Source organism: Archangium lansingense, assembly GCF_026626635.1.
Classification (GTDB): domain Bacteria; phylum Myxococcota; class Myxococcia; order Myxococcales; family Myxococcaceae; genus Archangium; species Archangium lansingense.
This window is the reverse complement of the sequence record NZ_JAPNKA010000001.1, coordinates 1,230,801-1,250,961: the sequence shown is the minus strand read 5'-3', so window position 1 is coordinate 1,250,961 and position 20,161 is coordinate 1,230,801. Positions and strand designations below refer to the sequence as shown.

General features: G+C 68.8%; 12 protein-coding genes. 3 read left to right on the top strand and 9 right to left on the bottom strand.

Going from position 1 to position 20,161, the window contains the following annotated elements:
• Positions 1-67: 67 nt before the first annotated feature.
• The 4 genes from OV287_RS05100 to OV287_RS05085 form a co-directional block, all read right to left on the bottom strand.
• The gene (locus OV287_RS05100) at positions 68-1,267 is read right to left on the bottom strand and encodes a vWA domain-containing protein (protein WP_267532843.1); all 1,200 of its coding nucleotides are present in this window, start codon (positions 1,265-1,267) and stop codon (positions 68-70) included.
• Positions 1,268-1,280: 13 nt separating this feature from the next.
• The gene (locus OV287_RS05095; RefSeq protein ID WP_267532842.1) at positions 1,281-2,123 is read right to left on the bottom strand and encodes an AAA family ATPase; all 843 of its coding nucleotides are present in this window, start codon (positions 2,121-2,123) and stop codon (positions 1,281-1,283) included.
• 138 nt (positions 2,124-2,261) lie between these two features.
• Entirely contained in the window at positions 2,262-5,273 is a 3,012-nt protein-coding gene (locus OV287_RS05090) for an HYR domain-containing protein (RefSeq protein ID WP_267532841.1), read from the bottom strand.
• Positions 5,274-5,654: 381 nt separating this feature from the next.
• On the bottom strand, positions 5,655-6,200 hold the full coding sequence (locus OV287_RS05085; protein ID WP_267532840.1) for a hypothetical protein: 546 nt from the start codon (positions 6,198-6,200) through the stop codon (positions 5,655-5,657).
• A gap of 189 nt (positions 6,201-6,389) precedes the next feature.
• Here OV287_RS05085 and OV287_RS05080 point away from each other — a divergent pair, with 189 nt between their 5' ends.
• A complete protein-coding gene (locus OV287_RS05080) occupies positions 6,390-7,379 on the top strand; it encodes an endonuclease/exonuclease/phosphatase family protein (protein WP_267532839.1) in 990 nt (329 codons plus the stop codon).
• Position 7,380: 1 nt separating this feature from the next.
• Here OV287_RS05080 and OV287_RS05075 read toward each other — a convergent pair whose 3' ends face one another.
• Positions 7,381-7,878, bottom strand: coding sequence for a DUF421 domain-containing protein (locus OV287_RS05075; RefSeq protein WP_267532838.1), 498 nt, complete (start codon positions 7,876-7,878; stop codon positions 7,381-7,383).
• Positions 7,879-8,084: 206 nt separating this feature from the next.
• On the opposite strand from OV287_RS05075, the gene OV287_RS05070 reads away from it, so the two are divergent.
• Positions 8,085-9,653, top strand: a complete 1,569-nt coding sequence (locus OV287_RS05070) for a sensor histidine kinase (protein ID WP_267532837.1) — start codon at positions 8,085-8,087, stop codon at positions 9,651-9,653.
• A gap of 72 nt (positions 9,654-9,725) precedes the next feature.
• On the opposite strand, the gene agmC is transcribed toward OV287_RS05070, so the two are convergent.
• Both agmC and OV287_RS05060 read right to left on the bottom strand, forming a co-directional pair.
• Positions 9,726-13,316 carry an adventurous gliding motility protein AgmC gene (agmC, locus tag OV287_RS05065; RefSeq protein WP_267532836.1) on the bottom strand — a complete coding sequence of 1,197 codons (3,591 nt, stop codon included), beginning with the start codon at positions 13,314-13,316 and terminating at the stop codon, positions 9,726-9,728.
• An 18-nt stretch (positions 13,317-13,334) separates the two neighbouring features.
• Positions 13,335-15,188, bottom strand: coding sequence for a thrombospondin type 3 repeat-containing protein (locus tag OV287_RS05060; RefSeq protein WP_267532835.1), 1,854 nt, complete (start codon positions 15,186-15,188; stop codon positions 13,335-13,337).
• 256 nt (positions 15,189-15,444) lie between these two features.
• Here OV287_RS05060 and OV287_RS05055 point away from each other — a divergent pair, with 256 nt between their 5' ends.
• Positions 15,445-17,829 carry an ATP-binding protein gene (locus OV287_RS05055; RefSeq protein ID WP_267532834.1) on the top strand — a complete coding sequence of 795 codons (2,385 nt, stop codon included), beginning with the start codon at positions 15,445-15,447 and terminating at the stop codon, positions 17,827-17,829.
• Positions 17,830-17,844: 15 nt separating this feature from the next.
• On the opposite strand, the gene OV287_RS05050 is transcribed toward OV287_RS05055, so the two are convergent.
• Both OV287_RS05050 and OV287_RS05045 read right to left on the bottom strand, forming a co-directional pair.
• Complete coding sequence (locus tag OV287_RS05050; RefSeq protein WP_267532833.1) at positions 17,845-18,498, bottom strand: hypothetical protein; 654 nt, start codon at positions 18,496-18,498, stop codon at positions 17,845-17,847.
• An 11-nt stretch (positions 18,499-18,509) separates the two neighbouring features.
• Entirely contained in the window at positions 18,510-19,931 is a 1,422-nt protein-coding gene (locus OV287_RS05045; protein ID WP_267532832.1) for a hypothetical protein, read from the bottom strand.
• Positions 19,932-20,161: the final 230 nt, after the last annotated feature.

Below are 20,161 nucleotides of genomic sequence, written 5' to 3'. Positions count from 1 at the left end.
GCTCCCCTGTTGGACTGAAAGCAGAGCGGACGTTACTCCGAAAATCTCACGACTTAAGAGAGCCCTCCTACCGGCGGCCTCGTACGGTGCGTCCCTTCGTCAGGTGCGCCACCGCGTCTCCCAGGCCCTCCAGCGTCAGAGGGAACATGTCGAAGACGTTCTTCACCGCCTGGATGGTGTTGCCCCGCCACGTCTGCGGAGGCTCCGGGTTGAGCCAGGCGCTGCGCTCGAAGTGCCGCGCCAGCTCCATCAGCCACACCAGCCCTTCCTTCCCATCCACAGGGTCGTAGCGGCCCTCCGAGTTCGTCCGCATCGACAGCTCGTACGGCGCCATCAACGCGTCGCCCACCACCACCAGCTTGTGGTGCCGCCCCACCTGCCCCAGCAAGTCCGGCACGCTGATGCCGCCCACCAGGTACGGCGAGTCGAACACGCGCCCGTAGACGCAGTTGTGGAAGTAGTACGTGCGCAGCTCCTTGAAGTGCGTGGCCTGCTTCGCCACCGAGAAGAGCCGGCTCACCAGGTGCGCGTATGGGTCCATGGACCCGCCCACGTCCATTATCAGCACCACACGCGTGTTCGGCCGGCGCTCCGGGCGCGTCACCACCTCCAGCTCGCCCGCGTTCTTCGCCGTGGCCGCGATGGTGCCATCCACGTCCAGCTCGTCCGGGACGCCCTCGCGCACGAAGGCCCGCAGCTTGCGCAGCGCCACCGCCATCTGCCGCGTGTCCAGCACCACGTCGCCCCGGTACCCCTGGTACTTGCGCGCTCCCGCGAGCTTCACCGCCATGCGGCCACCGCCGCCCTCACCGCCCACCCGGAAGCCCTCGCGCGGCATCCCCGAGTTCCCGAAGGGTGACGCGCCCCCCGTCCCAATCCACCGCGTCCCGCCGTCGTGCCGCTCGCGCTGCTCGTCCAACCGCTGCTGGAAGAGCTTCTCCAGCTCCTCCGTGTTGAACTGCTCCAGCAGCGCCCGCTCCTCCGGGGTGAGGTCGCGCCGCTCGCGCGCCTCCTTCAACCACTCCAGCAGCTCGTCCGTGAGCTGCTGCCCCGCGCCCTCCATGCCCTTGAAGTGCGCCAGGAAGGCCTGGTCAAAGGCATCCAGGTGCGTCTCCGCGTGCACCAGCAGCGCGCGCGCCACGTGGTAGAAGCCGTCCAGCGAGCTGTCGTGCAGCCCCGCCTTCAGCGCTCCCGCGAGCGCGATCGCCTCCTGCGCGCCCACCGGCACACCGCGCCGCCGCAATTCATAGAGGAAGGGCAGGAACATGGCTGGCTCCGACTCAGGCCTTCGTCCGGCGGCCTCGCCCGAAGGCCTCCGCCACCGCCATCAGGTCCTGCTCGCGCTTCAGCAGCGCACCCAGGAAGGGCAGGTTGTCGTCCAGCTTCACGTTCGTGACGCCGTTGGCCTTGAGCACGGCAATCCAATCCACCAGCTCGCTCGTGGACGGACGCTTGCGCAGCCGCGTGAAGTTGCGCAGCTCGTAGAAGACCTTGAGGGCCTGCTCCGTCAGCGACTCGTCCAGCCCGGGGTGGTGCACCGCAACAATCCGCCGCATCAGCTCCTGGTCCGGGAAGTCGATGAAGTGGAAGACGCACCGGCGCAGGAAGGCGTCCGGCAGCTCCTTCTCGTTGTTGCTGGTGATGATGACCACCGGGCGGTGCACGGCCGCCACGTCCTCGTTGGTCTCCGAGATGCGGAAGCGCATCCGGTCCAGCTCGTGGAGCAGGTCGTTGGGGAACTCCACGTCCGCCTTGTCCACCTCGTCGATGAGCAACACCACGCGCTCCTTCGAGGCGAAGGACTCACCCAGGGGGCCCATGCGGATGTAGCGGCGAATGTCGCGCACGTCCCCGTCGCCAAAGCGCGAGTCGTACAGGCGCTGCACGGTGTCGTAGACGTACAGGCCGTCCTGGGCGCGCGTGGTGCTCTTCACGTGCCAGGTGAGCAGGCGATGGCCCAGGCTCTCGGCGACTGCCTCGGCCAGCAGCGTCTTGCCCGTGCCGGGCTCTCCGCGCACCAGCAACGGGCGCTGGAGCGTCAGCGCGCAGTTGACGGCGGCCTGGAGGCCCTCGCTGGAGAGGTAGGAATCGGTTCCGCGAAAACGAGAAGAAGGGGACGTCATGGCTGTCCCCTCCTTTAACACCGACCGGCTCCCGCCGCCTGCCCGGCGATGGGGCTGCGCGCCTGGCTGGCGGTCCGGACAGGGTGATGGCCTCCGCCCCGGCAAGGCCCGCGGGCTTCGCCGGGGGAGGCCACCTGCTCACCGCGGGGACTCGCGGCGGCGCACGCAGGCCACCGCCAGCAGCGCCAGCAGGATCCAGAAGGCGCTCGCCCCGGGCCCGCCGGACGAGCACGCAAAACCCTCGGGCCTCGGCGCGGGTTCCGTCGGCTCCGTCTTCACCGTCACCTCGAAGGTGCAACTGCTGCGGTTGCCGGCCGAGTCCGTCGCCGTCACCGTCACCGCCGTGGTGCCCACCGGGAAGAGGCTGCCTGACGCCTGTCCATACTCGATGACGGGGGTGTCCCGGTCATCCGTGGCGGAGGCTGGGTTGTAGGACACCGCCATGCCGTTCGCGTCCGGCGCCGTGGAGGAGAGGGAGGCCGGACAGGTGAGGACCGGCGCGGTGGTATCGGGTGTAAGCCCCCACTGGAGGACGCGCGGCTCGTTGCCAACGAGGGGGTCCATCGCCGCGAAGACGAGCTTCCCTCCCAGGTACACGAGGTTCGAGGGCGTCGAGGAGCCCTCGCCGGGCACCAGGTCCTCCACCTGGCGGGTGCCCGCCGCGGTGCCGTCCGTCACCCAGAGCTCCTGCCCGCTCGAGGCCTCCGTGCCCATGAAGAAGGCGAGCCCCAGCTCCTCCACTCCCCACAGCGCCACCTCCCCCGTCCTGCTGTCGAAGCGCAGGGCGCTATCCGGACCGGGCCACACATCCGCGAGCAGCGCCGTGCCCGCCGGGGTTCCATCTGTCTTCCACAGCTCCGCGCCGTGGGCCGTGTCGCGCGCCAGGAAGAGCACCGTGTCACCCACGCGCGTGAAGCCCAGAGGAGACCCGCTGGCCTCCCCGGGTTTCACGTCCGCGAGCCGCACCGTCCCCGCCTCGGTGCCGTCACTCACCCAGGGCTCCAGGCCGTGCGCTTCGTCGTACAGGGAGAGGTAGAGCCGCCCGCCCACCGCCGTCATCCTCGAGAGCGAGTCCCAGGAACCGGGATTCACGTCCTTGACGAGCACCGTGCCCTCCACGGTGCCATCCGTCTTCCACAACTCCAGGCCGTGCGCGGTGTCCCTCGCGCCGAAGTAGAGCGTCCCATCGAGGACGGCCATCAGGGGCCGGCGCAGCTCGGACTCCCCAAGGCCGCTGGCCAGGCCCGGGGCGAACTCCTTGAACAGTACGGTGCCAGCTTCGGTGCCGTCGCTCGTCCACAGCTCGACCCCATGCGTGCCGTCATCCGCCCAGAAGAACAGCCGGTTGCCCAGGGCCGCCGCCTGCACGGGCTGGGAGCTGCCGGAGCCGGGCTTCACGTCCTTGACGAGCACCGTCCCCTCCGCGGTGCCGTCCGTCTTCCACAGCTCCACGCCGCGCGTCGAGTCACTGAGCGCCAGGAAGAGCGTGTCACCCACGAGCGCCAGCGGCCAGCCCTCCCCAAAGAAGCCATCGAGCTTCTTCAGCCGCGACGTGCCGGCCTCGGTGCCATCCGTCCGCCACAGGCTGCGCTGAAGCCATCCGCCAACGGGCAGCTCCGATGCGAAGAAGAAGGCCACGTCTCCCCGCACCACCCAGGGCTCGGGCGAATCCAAGGCCAGGAGCCCCGAGCCCTGGCGGAGGTCCTTCACCCGCACGGTGCCGGCCACGGTGCCGTCCGTCTTCCACAGCGTGTGCCCGTTTTCGCTGTCGTGGCTGGCGAAGATCGCCCCCCCTCCCAGCCGGGTCATCCGGTAGGGATTGGAGCCACGGGGCTCGGGCCGCGAGGACACGAGCCGCACGGTGCCCGCCGCCGTCCCGTCACTCACCCACAGCCGATCCTCATGGGTGAAGAAGAGCCGGCCGCCAGCGCTCGCCATGCTGTAGCTGGAGGAGGTGCGCTCGACAGGCAGCTCCGCCACCTTCACGGTGCCGGCCTCGGTGCCATCGGTCTTCCAGAGCTGGACGGCGCCCGCGGTGTCCTTGCCCATGAAGTACACGGTCCCCCCCAGGGCCGTCATGGCGCCCAGGGCACCGTTTCCTCCCGGCAAGAGGTCCTTCACGGGCCGAGTGCCAGACTCGGTTCCGTCCGTCGTCCACAGCTCCAGACCGCGGCTCGGGTCGCTGCCCAGGAAGAAGGCCTGACCACCCACCACGACCATCGAGGGACGCAACCGGTCGCGCGAGACCGCTTGAAGCCGGCGCGTGCCGCCAGCGGTGCCATCCGTGACCCACACCTCTTCTTCCATCCACAGCACCAGCTGGCCGCCGAGAACGGCGCGCTCCAGCACGACGTGGGGCAGGTCCACCACCTTCACGGTGCCCGCCGCCGTTCCGTCGCTCTTCCAGAGAGAGGACTCGGTGGAGGAGCTGGACATGACCTGCACGAGCAGCGAGCCGCCCACCTCATCCACGCCAATCACGCTGCCGGACGAGGGAGGCGACCACACCTGCACGGTGCCGGCCTCCGTGCCGTCCGACTTCCACAGGCCCGAGGAGGGGGGGGAGCCGCCCGAGGCCCTCGCGGAGAAGTACAGCGTGGAGCCCAGCGCCGTGAGGCTGGAGGGAATCGAGCCGACGTCGCCCGGGACGATGTCCTTCACCCGCACGGTGCCCGCCGGGGTTCCATCCGTCTTCCACAGCTCCTGGCTGCCGATGAAATGGGCGGAGAAGAAGAGCGTGCCACCCACGCGCGCCCACTCGGTGATGGACACCTCGGAGGAATCTCCCTCGTCGGGCACGGTGAACAGGCGCACGGTGCCGGTGGGGGTACCGTCCGTCTTCCACAGCTCGAGGCGCTGGGTACTTCCGCGGGCGGTGAAGAACAGCGAGCCCTCGAGCTCCCCGAACGTGTAAGGCGTCGAGCTGCCCGGGCCTGGCAGCACATCCTTCACGAGGACGGTGCCTCCCACGCTCCCGTCCGACTTCCACAGCTCCGAGCCCATCGATGCGCTCTCGCTGGAGAAGTACACCGTGTTGCCCACGGCGACGAGTGAACGGCAGGCGCTGGGGGTGTCGTCCTGTCCGGAACGGGCGTCCCGCAGCAGAGAGCTCCCTGCGGCGTGGGAAGGCAGTCCGAGCAAGACCGGCACGACAAGAGCGAGGCACGCCAACAGACGGCTCGCGTGGAGGCAAGAGGGGCGCAAGGAGGCTCCAGGGGGCATGACGAATGCGACCATAGGTTGGCTCCGGGGGTTGAAGTCCGCAGCCGAGGGACATGCGAAAAGCAACCGCGATGCCAGACGAGGATGCGCTCGTGTCACCGCCCGCGCCTGGGCGCCATGTGCATGCAACGACACAGCTCGCGTGAAGCTGTTCGTTCAGGGATGCACACGGAGAGTACCAGAAACGGATTGCCGCTGAACTCGAACTCGCCAGAGCCCAACGAGGTGGAGCCCGCTTTCGGCGACCCCACTCTCGCTGAGCTGCTCTCCGCTGGCCGCAGCGGCTTCACCGCCTCGATGGCGGACCGCTTAGTTGTTGGCCGTGTTGGAGACCACGAGCATCGGCTCAGCTTCCAGGCGGCGGCCCACGAAGGGCACCGAGGCCTCGCAGTTGGGGGCGCAGGCCGCGCTCCCGCTGCACACATAGCTCAGGGAGATGGTGCCCTGCGCGGTCTCCCCCAGCGAATCGAAGGTATAGGTGGCGCGGACGGTGCTGTTGGGATTGGTCTGGACCCGCTCGATGGTGAAGGTCGGCTTGTCCGCCTCCGTGCTCACGATGGCGTCCCCCTCGGTGATGGTCACCGAGGCATCTCCCAGCGGGTAGCTGATGGCACCCACCTGCAGGTACTTCTGGCCCTCGACCCCGTCCCAGATGATCCACTGTCCGACCTGGACGACGTTGTTCGTCTTGTCGTTGTCTTCAGGCACCGACCCCGAGCGGTAGCAGGAGGAAGGCACCTCAGCCAGGCGCGAGCTCTCGATGGCCACCCGGTAGTACCGCGGCTGCTCACCACAACCCAGCAGACCTCCCCCCACCACGGCGGCCACGACCCACAGCGTCGAACGCATGCTCATGCTTGTTTCTCTCCAGGCCCGCTGCCGGCCAGCGGGCGGTCTGTCTGCTTCCGGGGGAGCCAAGCAACCCCGGTAGCGGCGGAGTATCCGCGGCCAGGGGTGGTGCGCAAGGTCCAGGGTGCTCCCCGCTGACGAGGAGCGACAGTAACTTCCCCCTACCTTCCGCCTCCGCGCGGTGCATGAGCGAGCATGGCCCACACGCCTCTACGCATCGTCAGCTACAACGTCCGCTACTTCGGACATGCCTTGCGCGGGCTCGCCAGCACGCTGGGCCCCAAGCGGCGGGTCGCCGCGGCGCTGGCCTCGTTGGAGCCCTTGCCGGACGTCATCTGCCTGCAGGAGGTGGAGACGCAGTCCTTCCGCAGCAGCGTGGCCCACCGGCGCGCCCGCCCCGACGAGACACAGCTCGAGGCCTTCATGAGGCGCATGGAGGAGACGTTCGCCAACCTGCGCCGGCCCATGCCCTACGAGGCCTTCTATTTCCGCGCCCACCACTACAAGCTGGGCGAGTTCTCGCTCTACACCACCGGGCTGGCCATCCTCGTCAACACCCACCGGCTCGCCGTGGACACCCACAATGTGGACGCGCCCCACCACATCACCCACCACCATGTGCGGGCGCTGCGCGAGCGCAAGCAGAGCCGCATCTGCGCGCACATGCGCCTGCTGCGCAAAGAAGATGGAGTCCCCTTTCACATCTTCAACACCCACCTGAGCCTGCCCACCCCCTTCTCCCGCGCCTTCTGGGCCACCCGGGAGAAGATGGGCAACGGCATCAACCAGCTCCATGAGGCACGTGCCCTCGCCCAGCTGGTGCGTACCGGGTCAGCCGGGGAGCCCTTCCTCATCTGTGGAGACTTCAACTCTCCACCGGCCTCGCCCGTCTTCCACTACCTGTGTGACGAGGCCTGCTTCATCGACGCACAGGTGGCGGTGGGGCAGATCAACCCGCTGCTGCCGCGGGGCTTCCCCACCGCCGGCTTCATGCACATGCGCATGCACCTGGACCACATCTTCTCCGGCGGCGGGGTGCGCTGGCTGGACACCGCCGATACGGCTCCCTTCGGCGACCCACGCAGCCGCTTCCACGGCCTGTCGGACCACATGCCCCTCATCGCGCGCTTCGACCTGGAGCCGCCGGCCACGCACACCGAGCCGTCCGCCCCCACCGGGGCATGAGTCACTGCGGCGGCTCGCGGAAGAGGAACGTCACCCGGCCATTGGACTCGAGGAAGGCCGCACGCACGGACTTCAGGTCGTCCCGGCCATGGGAGCGCAGATGGCTCAGCAGCTCGCTGCGGGAGATGTGAGTCTTGCGGAGATTCTCGTGCAACAGCTCCCCCTCTCGCACCAGCTCCCGAGGCTCGCCCTCCAGCACCCGGGCCGCGCGGCGGTCGCGAAACGCCAGCCAGGAGAAGAGCCAGTCCCAGGCGCCCAGCGTGGCCAGGGCGATGAAGCCAGTGGTGAGGCTGTTGTCCTCGCCCACGAGTGTCCGGCGCAGGCACACCGTGAGGAGGAAGAGGAGTGCCAGGTCGAAGGTGGAGTAACGCCCTAGCTCCTTGCGCCCGAGCAACCGCAGGACGAGCTGCACGAAGAGGAACACCATCGAGACGCGGAGGACGACCTCCAGCGGATTCATCTCCGGAACCCACATGCCAGACCAGTCGATGGGTCTCATGGATGGAAGCTGTCCATGCAGCACAGCGCTGGCAGCCTCCTGCTCGCACCAACGCCCATCGGCCAGGCAGCCTCCGTCCTGGCCCGCCCCTCGCGCCTTGAGCAGGAGCGCGGCCCTCTGGTGCCCCCCCTGACAGGACTCACGGGGCAGAGCCGCCATCTCCAACCTGTAGGAATCAGGAGGCCAACCCTCTTCCCCGAGGAGACATGACCGGCGAGGACTTCAGGGAGCTGATGGACGCCATGGCGGATCCACTCGTGGCCTGTGACGGCGACGAGCGCGTCCTCTACCTGAATCCCGCGGCCGAGCGCATGCTCGGCTGGAAGCTGGAGGAGCTGAAGGGCCAGCCCTTCGCCCGCCTCCTTCCCGAGCGCATGCAGTCCTTCGACGGGCAATCCTTCCTGCGCTACCTCTTGGGCCGGCGGCGTGCGCTGGGCGGGCGGCCCGTCCGGGCGTTCCTACTATGCCACGAAGGGCCGGAGCTGGAGGCGGAGGTGACGGTGGGCACCTCCAAGGAAGGCAGCGAGGAGCGCATCACCCTGGTGCTGCGACGCCTGCCCGAGTTCCCCGACTACACCGACGAGCCCCTGGAGCGGTTGTTGTCCTCCGTTGCGCATCCGCGCGGTCCCTACCCGGGCGCCGCCGGGACGCGCGCCTACCAGCTCGTCTTCGAGAACGCCCCGCTGGGCCTCTTCCACTTCGACACCACGCCCATCCTCGTCGCGTGCAACGAGTATTTCGTGCGCATCATCGGCGCCTCCAAGCGGAGGCTCATCGGGCTCAACCTGTTCTCCCTGCAGGATGAGTCCATCACGCACTGCGTACGCGACGTGCTCGCCGGACGTCACGCCTACTACGAGGGGGACTACCACGCCGTCACCTCGGGCAAGGTCACTCCCGTGCGCACCCACTTCGCGCCCTGCTTCAATGAGAAAGGCCAGGTGGAGGGAGGTGTGGGCATCGTCGAGGACGTCACCGAGCAGCGCAGCGTGCAGGCTGAGCGCGACCGCCTCTTCCGCGAGGCCCAGGAGGCCATCCGCGTCCGCGATGACTTCCTCACCATCGCCTCGCACGAGCTGAAGACGCCGCTCACCCCACTGTCGCTGCGGCTGGCCAGCCTGGAGCGCCGGCTGGAGCGCAAGGAGCCCGTGGACCCCACCCTGCTGCGCCATGCGCGCCAGCACCTGGTCCGGCTGGCGGCACTCATCAATGACTTGCTGGATGCCTCGCGCATCGAGGCTGGCCGGCTCGCGCTGCATTTCGAGCCCACGCGGCAGGAGGCAATTGTGGAGCGCGCGCTGACCAGCATGGACTCCGAGCGCGGCCAGCACCGCATCGACTACTCACACCCGGCCGAGTCCGTGCGCATCCGCGGAGACCCGTACCGGCTGGAGCAGGTCTTCGCCAACCTGCTGGAGAACGCCCTCAAGTACAGCCCCGCGGACAGCACCGTGCGCGTGACGCTGGACGTGCGCGGCGACTTCGCGCTGCTGTCCGTGGCGGACGAGGGCATTGGCATTCCCCGCGACCAGCAGGAGCAGCTCTTCGAGCGCTACTTCCGCGCCCGGAACGTCTCCGTCACGTCCTACGGAGGGCTGGGGCTGGGCCTCTACATCAGCCGCGACATCGTCGAGCGCCACGGTGGCCGCATCTGGGTGGAGAGCGAGGTAGGCCGGGGCGCCACCTTCTACGTGGCCCTCCCGCTGCTGTCGGCGGCCAACCCCACACCGCCGGATCCACGCCCCGCCACGGGCTCGTCCCAACAGGTGCACTGAGCCCATGAAAAAGGCCGGGCCCCGCCTCCGCGAAGAGAGGGGAGCCCGGCCCGATTCACGACACTTGAGAGGTCAGCTCCGACGGCGGCGGCGAGCCAGCGTGAGGAACGTGCCCAGGCCCAGCACCAGCAGCGAGGCGTCACCGCCCGTGGCCGAGCAGCCGACACCATCACCCAGGAAGGCGATGTCCCCGCCCGACACGGTCCAAGTGCGAGTGGCCGGGGTGGCGTCCACGTTGCCAGCGGCATCACGGGCGCGCACCTGCAGGGTGTGCTCGCCCTCGGCCAGGTCGGAGAAGGTCACCGGCGACGTGCACGGCATGTAGGCGCCGCCGTCCAGGCTGCACTCGAAGGTGACACCCGGCTCGTTCGACTCGAGCGTGAACGTCGCGCTCCGCTCCGAGGTGGTGCCCGACGGGCCAGAGGTGATGGTCGTCTCCGGCGCCGAGGTGTCCTGAACGATGGTGAAGTCGCGCGGATCCGTGGTGGTGCTGACGTTGCCAGCCTCGTCCGTGGCACTGACCTGCACCTGGTGCGGGCCCGTCGTCAGCGGCGTGGTGGGCGTGTAGCTCCAGTTGCCGGCCGCATCCGTCTGGACGGTGCCCACCACCTGGCCGTCGATGATGATGGTGACGGTGCTGTTGGGCTCCGCCGAGCCGGTGATGGCCGGAGTGAGGGTGTCCACGATGCCGTTCTGCTCCGGGCTCGCCACGCCGGGCGCCACAGGCGGGGTGAGATCCACCGTCCAGGTGTAGCTGGCGGGAGTCGGGTCCACGTTGCCAGCGGCATCCCGCGCACGCACCTGCAGGGTGTGATCCCCCTGACCCAGGCCCGTGAAGGTCACCGGGTCCGTGCACGCGACGAAGGCACCGCCGTCCAGGCTGCACTCGAACGTCGCGCCCACCTCCGCGCTGAAATCGAACGTCGCGTCCGGCGAGTTGCCGAGCAGCACCGGGCCCGAGACGATGGTGGTGTCCGGCGGCGCGGTATCCACCGTCCAGGTGTAGACCGCCGGGGTCGGGTCCATGTTGCCCGCGACATCCACCGCACTCACCTCGAGCCGGTGTTCCCCATCACCCAGGCCCGTGAAGGTCTCGGGGTCCGAGCACGGAGTGAAGGACATGGCGCCCTCCAGCCGGCACACGTAGGTGGCACCCGCCTCCGAGCTGAAGTCGAACGCGGCGCTCGTCGAGCTGGTGGAGGCCGGCGGGCCCGAGACGATGGTGGTGTCCGGCGGCGTGAGATCCACCGTCCAGGTGTAGCTGGCGGGAGTCAGGTCCACATTGCCCGCGCCATCCCGCGCGCGCACCTCCAGGGTGTACGACTTCTCCGTCAGCCCGGTGAAGGTCACCGGGTCCGTGCACGCCGTGAAGCCAGCGCCATCCAGGTTGCACTCGTACGTCACGCCCACGTCCGCCACCTCCACGTCGAAGTCGAACGTGGCGCTCGTCGCGTTGGTGCGGTTCGGCGGACCCGAGACGATGACGGTATTGGGCGGCGTGAGGTCCACCATCCAGGTGTAGCTGGCCGGAGACGGGTCCACGTTGCCCAAGGCGTCCACAGCGCGCACCTCCAGGGTGTATGACTTCTCCGTCAGCCCGTTGAAGGTCACCGGGTCCGTGCACGCGGCGAAGGCACCGCCATCCAGGCGGCACTCATACGTCACGCCCGCCTCCGCCACCTCCACGTCGAAGTCGAACGTGGCGCTCGTCGCGTTGGTGCGGCTCGGGGGGTTCGCGACGATGCGGGTATTCGGCGCCGTGAGGTCCACCGTCCAGGTGTGGCTGGCCGGGGTGTCATCCACGTTCCCCGCGGCGTCAATGGCCCGCACCTGCAGGGTGTGCGAGCGCTCGGTGAGACCGGAGAAGGTCTCCGGGTCCTGACAGGAGGTGAAGGGAGCGCCGTTCAGGCTGCACTCGTACCGCACGCCCGTCTCGCTCGCGTTGAAGTCGAACGTAGCGCTCGTCGCGTTGGTGCTCGCAGGCGGGCCCGTGACGATGGAGGTGTCCGGCTTCGTGACGTCCACGGTGAAGGTGTTGGCCGCGCTCTTGGGGCTCTGCACGCCATCCACCTCGATGGCCGCCTGCACCGTATAGGTCTTCTCGGCCAGGTCCGCGGGCGGGGAGAAGACATAGGTGCCGGAAGAGTTGGACGTCGTCCGGCCCACCTCGACGCCATCCAGGTAGATAACGACCGTGGAGTTGGGCTGGGCCGTGCCCCGGATGTCGGGCCGGCGGTTGCTGGTCGAGGTGTTGTTGGCCGGCTCGCTCACCGTGGGAGCCGGCAGCGAGACGGGGAAGCCCGTGTTCAGCCGACCGAAGACACCCACCGCTCCCTGCTGCGCGCCGTAGGTGCCGCCCCCCGGCGCCCCCGTATCCTGCTGCGTGCCCGCGGCGGCACCGTTGACGTTGGAGAGACCGATGTTGCAGGTACCACTCGCCGACTGGAAGAGGATGCGGCCACCGCCACCACCGCCGCCCGGCCCGACCTGGACAAGGCCCGAGTTGCCACCGATGCCACCTCTCGCCGACACGCTGTTGGCATTGCACGCGGCCGACGTGGCGAAGCGCAGATAGAGCGTACCGCCCGCGCCACCGCCGCTGGAGGCATCGCTCGCGGCCACACTGACGGACTCACCACCCGAGGAGATGCTGCCCGTCCCGGTGAGCTGGTTGGCACGGATGAAGACGATGCCACCGCCCCGGCCTCCCGTCACATTGCTTCCAGAGTCCCCGTGGCCCGCGCCACCGCCACCGCCGAGCGTGAGGCGAGCGAAGAAGGTGCCATCAACCGCCGCGCCACCCAGGCCGCCCACGGGCCTGTTGCCATCACCCGAGTTGCCGCCATTACCACCCGCGCCACCATTGCCGCCGCCACCACCACCGGACTTGGAGCAGACGCCACCGCCACCACCGTTGGCCACGTTGCCACGCCCGGTGTGCGTGTCTCCGTAGCGGGTGAAGGCCAGACCCTCGCCCTTCTGCGCGCCCTGGGGAGCAGACTTGTCCAGCTCCGTCTCCAGGCAGCCCGCATCGCCGCTGCCGTCGTCGACGAACCGGCCTCCGCGGAACCCGATGGAGTTCGCGTTGACGGTTCCATTGTTGGTGAAAGTCTGCTGGGCCAGGAAGGCGATGACGCCCCCCGTGCTCCCGTTCCACGAGGGCGCGGTGATGCTGCGGGTCGCGTTGATGGTGACGCCCGTGTACTCAGGCACCCGGATGACCTGGGTCACGTTGGCGGCGTAGTCGTAGACGAGCGGCGCCGTCAGCGTCATCGCCGTCGGCGTCACGGAGGCCAGCCGCGCGAACTCCCAGCGGCCCACCTCCTTGTACCGGGTGTTGAGGTCGAGCAGGGTGGTGTCACCGGAGGCGGGCTCGGGCACCAGGCCCGTCGTCTGGAGCACCAGCACCAGGTCCCCCGCCGCGAAGCAGGACGCCTCACCCGTGCACGTGCCCACCGGGATGACGGTGTCCCCCGAGGCCAGCGGCCCCGTCACCGGGGCATAGCTGTTGATCCAGTTGGTACCGGCGGTCGACACCGTGAGCGTGCCGTTGCGCCCGGTGCCCAGGCCGAACGTATCCGGCTCGGCCAGCGCCGCCGTCGAACCGAGGGCCAGCGTGCACAGCGCCGCCGAAAGCAACTTCTTGAAGAGTCCGTTCTTCATGTTCTTGGATTCCTTCGGCTACTGCAGCTCGCGCTCGGGGGTGACGATGATGAACTCCACACGCCGGTTGACCGCACGGCCCTTCTCCGTCTTGTTCGACGCGATGGGCCGGTCGGGACCATAGCCCTTCGCCTCCAGGCGCGACGGCTCCACGCCCTTGCTCACGAGGTAGCCCTTCACCGCCTCGGCCCGCGCCAGCGACAGCTTGCGGTTGGCCTCCGCGTTGCCGCGGTCGTCGGTGTGGCCCTCGATGACCATCTTGTCCACCTCCGGGTGCTGCTGGAGGATCTTGGCCACCTGGTCCAGCATCTTGAAGGAGCGCTTCTGGATGATCGCCTTGCCGGTGGCGAAGAACACCTGCTCCTTGATCTCCAGCTTGCCCGTCTGGATGGCCACCATCTGCTTTTGCTGCGCCGGGCAGCCCGCGTTGGTGACCACGCCCTTCTCGGCGGGGCAGTTGTCCAGGTGGTCCGATACCGTGTCGCCGTCCGTGTCCTTCGCCGGGCAGCCGCGCAGCTCCGTCAGGCCAGCCTCCGCCGGGCAGGCATCCCGCTCGTCCACCACGCCGTCCTTGTCCGCGTCCCTCACCGGGCAACCCTGGCGCTCGGCCGGGCCCGCCTCCGTGGGGCACTTGTCCGCGGCGTCCTCGATGCCGTCCTGATCCGCGTCCTTCACCGGGCAGCCCTTGCGCTCGGCCGGGCCCGCCTCCGTGGGGCACGAGTCCTCGGCGTCCTCGATGCCGTCCTGGTCCGCGTCCCTCACCGGGCAGCCCTGGCGCTCGGCCAGGCCCGCCTCCGTGGGGCAGGAATCCAGGCGGTCCGCCACGCCGTCACCGTCCGTGTCCTTCACCGGGCAGCCCTGGTGCTCGGCCGGGCCCGCCTCGGCGGGGCACGCGTCCACGCTATTCTTCACGCCATCGCCATCGTCATCGCGGAGCGAGGTATCCACCCGCTCCCCGCCGCCCATGGCCAGGCCGAGCAGCACGCGGAAGGAGGGCGTGCCCGGCGCACTGCCGAAACCAGGACCGCCCAGCGCGTAGGCCTCGAGCGAGTCGCTCACGGGAAGCCGCAGGCCGGCCAGCAGCTCCAGCGACGCCGGCTGCTGGGTGAGCGGCACGGTGCCGCGCACGTTGAGCTCGCCGCGCAGACCCGGACCCGTGGTGGCCAGCACCGCGCCCAGACGCACCTCGTTGCCCAGCTCGTCCTGCACCTCGCCCGAGTCACCGAGGACGACGGCGGGACGGATCAGCGCCCCCGCCTCCACGCCCGCGCGCAGCAGGCCGAAGCTCCGGCCCACCATCACCTTGGGCGAGAGCCGGACGATGCCGTCGCGAGAGAGCGTGTCCACACTGCCCACGGGCAGTCCCACGCCCAGCTCGAGCGCCAGGTCCACCGGCGCCTCCCGCCGCTGCGCGAGCAGTCCCAGCCGCACGTGCGCCGTGGGCGTGGACAGTCCCGTGCTGGCCGGCGCCGCGACGCCCTGCGCGCTGAGGTCATCCCCGCTCTGCCAGGCCACCAGCGGAAGCTGCACACCCAGCTCCAGCCACTCCATCGGAGCCCAGGCCGCCAGCAGGTGCGCCGTCACCCGGTCCGCCACCACCGAGCCCAGCCGGTTGCCGTCCCGGTACATCACCAGCGGGTCATTCTCGTACTGCCCCGCGAGCGAGAGGCGGAAGCCGCCCTTGGGGAGCAGCTCGCCGGTGCCCATGAGCAGCGAGCCCCGGCCGTTGGGGTTGAGCTCCAGACGCTCCAGCTCGAACTGCGGCAGGCCCGCGGGCTGCGCGAGCGCGGCCGAGGCGAGCAGCAGGGTAGCAACAGCGGACAGGCGCGCGTATCCCGCCAGTCGCTTCGGCGGACGCTTGGTGTAGCTCATGAGGTCTCCGCATCCCAGGTGAAGAGCAGGAGAAGGAAGACTCCCCGTGCGGTCCCTGGATGACGCCGAGCGCATACAGACCCGACCCGCGGCGAGGTGTCCAGAGATCGTTCAGGGTATGGCACACGCCAGCCTGTCCTTCGAGGGACCGCGATTCTGGCTTCCAGCCCTGCTGGAGAAGTCTCGCGCCCGTCTGCTCTGTCCTTCAGTGAACCGGGCATTCGTACTCCCAGTACGTCCAGAGGGCAAAGAAACGTTGCCGTGCCCGCAGCAGGTGCGCACCCTGGGCACACGGATGAGCGTCCTGGGGCGAATCGGTTGCGGCCTCGGCCTCGGGCTACTTGGGTGGTTGCTGAACCTGGCGGCCCTGGAGGTATTGCCCGGGGTGCATCTACTGCTCGGGCCCCTGCTGGTGCTCATCGCCGCGGTGCTGTTCGGACCGATGGCCGGAGCGCTGGCGGGCGCCGTGTCCGGCGTGAGGACGCTGTGGCTGTGGGGCCACCCATGGGGTTGGCTCAACATCATCCTCGAGGGCTTCTTCGTGGGCGCGCTGCGCCGGCGCCTCACCCCGCTGGTGTCGGACGCGCTGTATTGGGCCCTCAGCCCGCTCTACTTCCTCGCCACCTACGTCCTGGTGGCAGGCATTCCCACCTCGGCCACCCTGGTGGCGGGGGTGAAGCAGGCGATGAATGGGCTGCTGGCGGCGCTCCTCCTCCAGGTGGTGCTGCTCATCCCCTGGGTGCGCAGGCGCCTGCGACCCCTGATTCCGCTGCCACTGACGGACATGTCGCTGGGCCGGGCCATCGGCACGGCGCTCACGCTGGGGGCCATCATCCCGCTGCTGGTGGTGGGCGGCGCCGAGGGCCGCGCGCGCTACATCTCCGAGGTGCGGCAGGTGGACGAGGCCAACCTGCATGCCGCGCGAGTGGTGGCCAATGAAATCGAGAACAGCCTCGCGCATGCACGCCATAGCGTCTCGCGACTGGCCCGCACGCTCTCGGCGAGCCTCTCGCCGGAGGGGGTGCTGCCGAGCTCCAACTTCCTGGAGGGGGAGCTGGACGCGCTCGTCACCTACTCGCCCGAGGTCCTCAACGCCTACGTGGGCAGTCCGGAGGGAGTGGCGCTCGCGTTCTCCCCACGCACCGACTCGGCGGGCCGTCCGCTGGCGGGCACCGACTTCTCGGACCGGACCTATGTGCGAGAGGTGCAGAGGATGCGCGAGCCGCTCGTGAGCGATGTCTTCCTCGGGCGAGGAGGCATCCACGGACCCCTGGTGGTGACCCTGGCCCCCATCCGCCGCGAGGAGCATTACGCCGGGTACGTGCTGGCGGCGGTGGATCTGCCGCGGCTGCGCCGGCATGCCCACGCGCAGATTGGAGATGGGCAGCGGCGCATCCTGGTCATCGACGCACGAGGCGGGCTCGTCTTCGACTCGGCGGAGGAAGGAGCGGGGCAGGTGCGCAGCATCATCAGCACCCCCTTGGCGCGAGCCTTGGAGGAGGTGGGCTCCAAAGGCACCGGCACCTACGAGGCCGAGCAGGATGGGTTGACCCTGGTGCGCGTGAGCACCCTCCAGCACTTCGGCGTGGTGGAGGTACCGCCGCTGGGCTGGCGGGTGGTGGTGCAGCAACCGGGCACGCGGCTGCAGCGGGACGTGGAGCGCTCGTACTTCGGCCTGCTGGGGACCATGGGGCTGGCCACGGTGTCGGCGGTGCTGCTGGCGCTGGCCTTCTCGCGCACCATCGTCGCGCCAGTGCAGGGCGTGTCTCACGCGGCAGCGCGGCTGGCGGCGGGGGAGCGCACGGCCCGCGCCTCCGAGGCGGCCAAGGACGCGCCGCGCGAGCTGAACCAACTGGCGGAGACCTTTGACCGGATGGCCTGGCAGCTCTCGCGGCAACTGGAGGCCATCGAGCGGACCAGCCGGGAGAAGGACGCCTTCCTCTCCATCGCCTCGCACGAGTTGAAGACGCCGCTCACGGCGCTCAAGGCCCAGGTGCAGCTCTTGCGGCGCAAGCTGGGGAGCGAGCACACGGAGCGGCTGGACAACGTGAGCCGGCAGGTGGACCGGGTGACGCGGCTGGTGAATCAGCTCTTGGATGCCTCGCAGCTGGGCCTGGAGCAGGTGCCCCTGCAGCGCACGCGGATGGACCTGAGCGAGGTGGTGCGGCGGGTGGCGGAGGCCCTGGTGAGCGCCTCACCGCTGCACGCGCTGGAGCTGGAGGCGCAGCCGCTGGTGGGCGAGTTCGACGAGCTGCGCATGGAGCAGGTGGTGCACAACCTGGTGTCCAACGCCATCAAGTACAGCCCGACGGGAGGCACCATCAAGGTGTGGACCCGGAGGCTGCCGAACGGGGAGGCGGAGTTCGTGGTGGCCGACCGCGGCATTGGCCTGCGGGTGGAGGACGAGGAGCAACTCTTCGGACGCTTCGAGCGGGGAGACCGGCGCGAGCTGACGGGCATCGCGGGCATCGGCGTGGGGCTGTACGTGTCGAGGGAGATCGTCCGCCGCCACGGGGGCCGCATCTCGCTGCGCCCGCGCGAGGGAGGCGGAGCCGTGGCCACGGTGCGGATACCTGCGGATGGGGAGCCGGAGCATGACCATCATGACCCCCATCCCCACCAGGAAGAGGGGCGGGGGTAGGAGTACCCCTTCCTCTCAGGCCGACTTCACCCGGGAGAGCCAACCCTGATACTCGTCCCCCAGGTTCATGATGAAATCGAAGCGCCCGGCGCCGAGCATCTCGACGAGCCGCCGGTCGCGGGCGATGAGTTCAGGCACCCCCGTAGGGAAGTCGACCCCTCGCATCCCATCGAGGCGATACCCCTCATCCTCCACCAGGATTTCCAGATAGCGCGAGAGCGTGTCGAGGAAGCGATCCACGTCCGAGGCCACGGGCAGCACATACCTCTCCGAATAGGCATTGATGTAGATGACCGGTTGCAGCCCCCGCTCGTCGGCCAGGCTCGGCACCACGGCGTAGTAGTAGGCGAGATCTGGGATGCAGCCGAAGGCCACAGAGGAGTGGAAGGGCTCCTGCGCGCCCCGTCTCCGCGCACCTGTCGCGAGAGTAAGCCCATCCACCTGATCATCAAAACGGTGCAGCAGGAATTCACCGTCGCTTCCCGAGATGTGCAGCCCCCCCATGCGCCTGTAGAGGGTGGCGAGAATCGGGTCGAAGGGATGGCCCGCGACGAGCGCACCTGCGGCTGGGATAGAGCGCCCCGGTGGCGACGACTCGACGGAGAACTCGTGCTTCCGACACACATCCAGCAACCGCTCGAGTCCCGGTAACGGCAATTCGGTGGCCATGAACACCTCTGCTACGGAATACGTGCCAGCAGCACCCGCACCTCCCGGAGAGCCGCTTTCTCGGCTTCCTCGAGCATGGTGTCGGAGGACTGATGGTAGACAGCGTCGTACCAACGCTGGAAGTGCCGGTCGACGATATCGGCCACCTGCCGCACGTCACCCGCAGACGCCTTGCTGCCCGCCGGCCGGAATGCCGTCCAGACATTGTTGACCCGCTCATGCACGGCGGAGTGCAGCGCCTTGAGGTTGACCGAACCGTTGATGTTCATCTCGGGAAAGCGGTGGGCGTGCTCCAGAGGAATCCGGTGATGCACTGGGTACTTACTCCCAGCCCCATCCACCAAGGTCTTCGCGAGGTCCGGACGCAGTTTGTAGAAGTCCGCATTCGCCTGACGTCGCAGTATCTTGCGCGCCTCCTCGTCCAATTTCGTATCGAGGAGCTTCTCGAAGCGCTCCATGAGCTTGTGGAGTTGGCTCTTCTCCGCGGCCGAGAGCCCCTCTGTCTGGGCTTTCATCCACAAGCGCTGGAACTTCTCCCTCTCCTGCGGGCGTATTCGTGCGAGAAAGGAGCGGAACCACGCCATGGCTTCCGAACCTCCACGAGCCAGGATGGGAGCCAAGCGGGGTGCCACCGCTTCGAAGAGCGCGAAGCCACCACGTAGAGCGAGACTGCCGATGAACCACGTCGCGAGGAACTCGGCACTGGAGATCCCCGCCTGCTGAAAGGAAGCCGCCGTTTCTTCCCGCCATTCGCGGAGGATCCGCTCGTAGAGCGCGTAGTGCTCGGTGGTGAGAGCGGGCGGACCCGGCACGTCAGGTCGCAGCGTTTCGGCCTCCATCACACGCCAACGGGCAGGGCTCTCCGCCCGATGAGAGTCCACCTCCAACCGCAGCCGCACCGTGCGCGGCCCTACACCTTGAGTGAACGGCAGGAGAGCCTGAGTGAGCTGAACAGCCAGGTTCGGCGGGGTGAGCCGGGCAGATGAGCCTCCCAGGGACTCGTAACGCACGGTCTCCGCCCCCAGGACCCGGTCGTCGTCCAGCAGTACCTCTACCAGGAGGGAGGCACTGCCCCCCTCAGGTACCTCCAGGCCACGGGTCAGCTGGGAGGCCACTGCGTGAGCCTGCGCGAGGGTATCCGCCGTCACGCCTGTGCGCCGCACCGGTAACGTCTTGGCCTCCAGCGGTCTGGTACCCTCCATCCTGGTGAAGGAATGCAGGCGCCAACCCTGTCCCTCGCGACGCAAGGTGAGAACAACCTCTCCCATGCGCGTTCCCACATAGACGGGCAGGTTGACATCAAGACTCGGAACCAATGAGGTCACGCCCTCGGAGTGGCCTGTTCCTCCGATGCGCCGCTTCCACGACAGCAGCGTCAGCGCACCATCCTGCGCCCAGAAGTGAAAGACCAATTCGCCCCCCACCTCATCCACGAGACTTGCCACTCCACGCATGCCCGCCAGAGCCGCTGCTACTTCAGCTCGGCGCGATTCCTCGTCCTGCTCACGACCACGTATCTCCCACGGTGGAGCCAGGTCTCCCGCGATCTCTTCGTCTGGAAGCGCATCCTCTCGGCCCATACCTCCGGCCGACCCCACCGTCGTACACGCCTGAAGCAGCAAGGACAGAAGACAAATCCACGCTGTTGGCCGAACCATCCCAG

Coding starts and splice junctions, on each gene's coding strand:
- OV287_RS05095 (WP_267532842.1), bottom strand. CDS start 2,123: ATGACGTCCCCTTCTTCTCGTTTTCGCGGAACCGATTCCTACCTCTCC.
- OV287_RS05075 (WP_267532838.1), bottom strand. CDS start 7,878: ATGAGACCCATCGACTGGTCTGGCATGTGGGTTCCGGAGATGAATCCG.
- OV287_RS05100 (WP_267532843.1), bottom strand. CDS start 1,267: ATGTTCCTGCCCTTCCTCTATGAATTGCGGCGGCGCGGTGTGCCGGTG.
- OV287_RS05085 (WP_267532840.1), bottom strand. CDS start 6,200: ATGAGCATGCGTTCGACGCTGTGGGTCGTGGCCGCCGTGGTGGGGGGA.
- OV287_RS05050 (WP_267532833.1), bottom strand. CDS start 18,498: ATGGCCACCGAATTGCCGTTACCGGGACTCGAGCGGTTGCTGGATGTG.
- OV287_RS05060 (WP_267532835.1), bottom strand. CDS start 15,188: ATGAGCTACACCAAGCGTCCGCCGAAGCGACTGGCGGGATACGCGCGC.
- OV287_RS05070 (WP_267532837.1), top strand. CDS start 8,085: ATGACCGGCGAGGACTTCAGGGAGCTGATGGACGCCATGGCGGATCCA.
- OV287_RS05080 (WP_267532839.1), top strand. CDS start 6,390: ATGGCCCACACGCCTCTACGCATCGTCAGCTACAACGTCCGCTACTTC.
- agmC (WP_267532836.1), bottom strand. CDS start 13,316: ATGAAGAACGGACTCTTCAAGAAGTTGCTTTCGGCGGCGCTGTGCACG.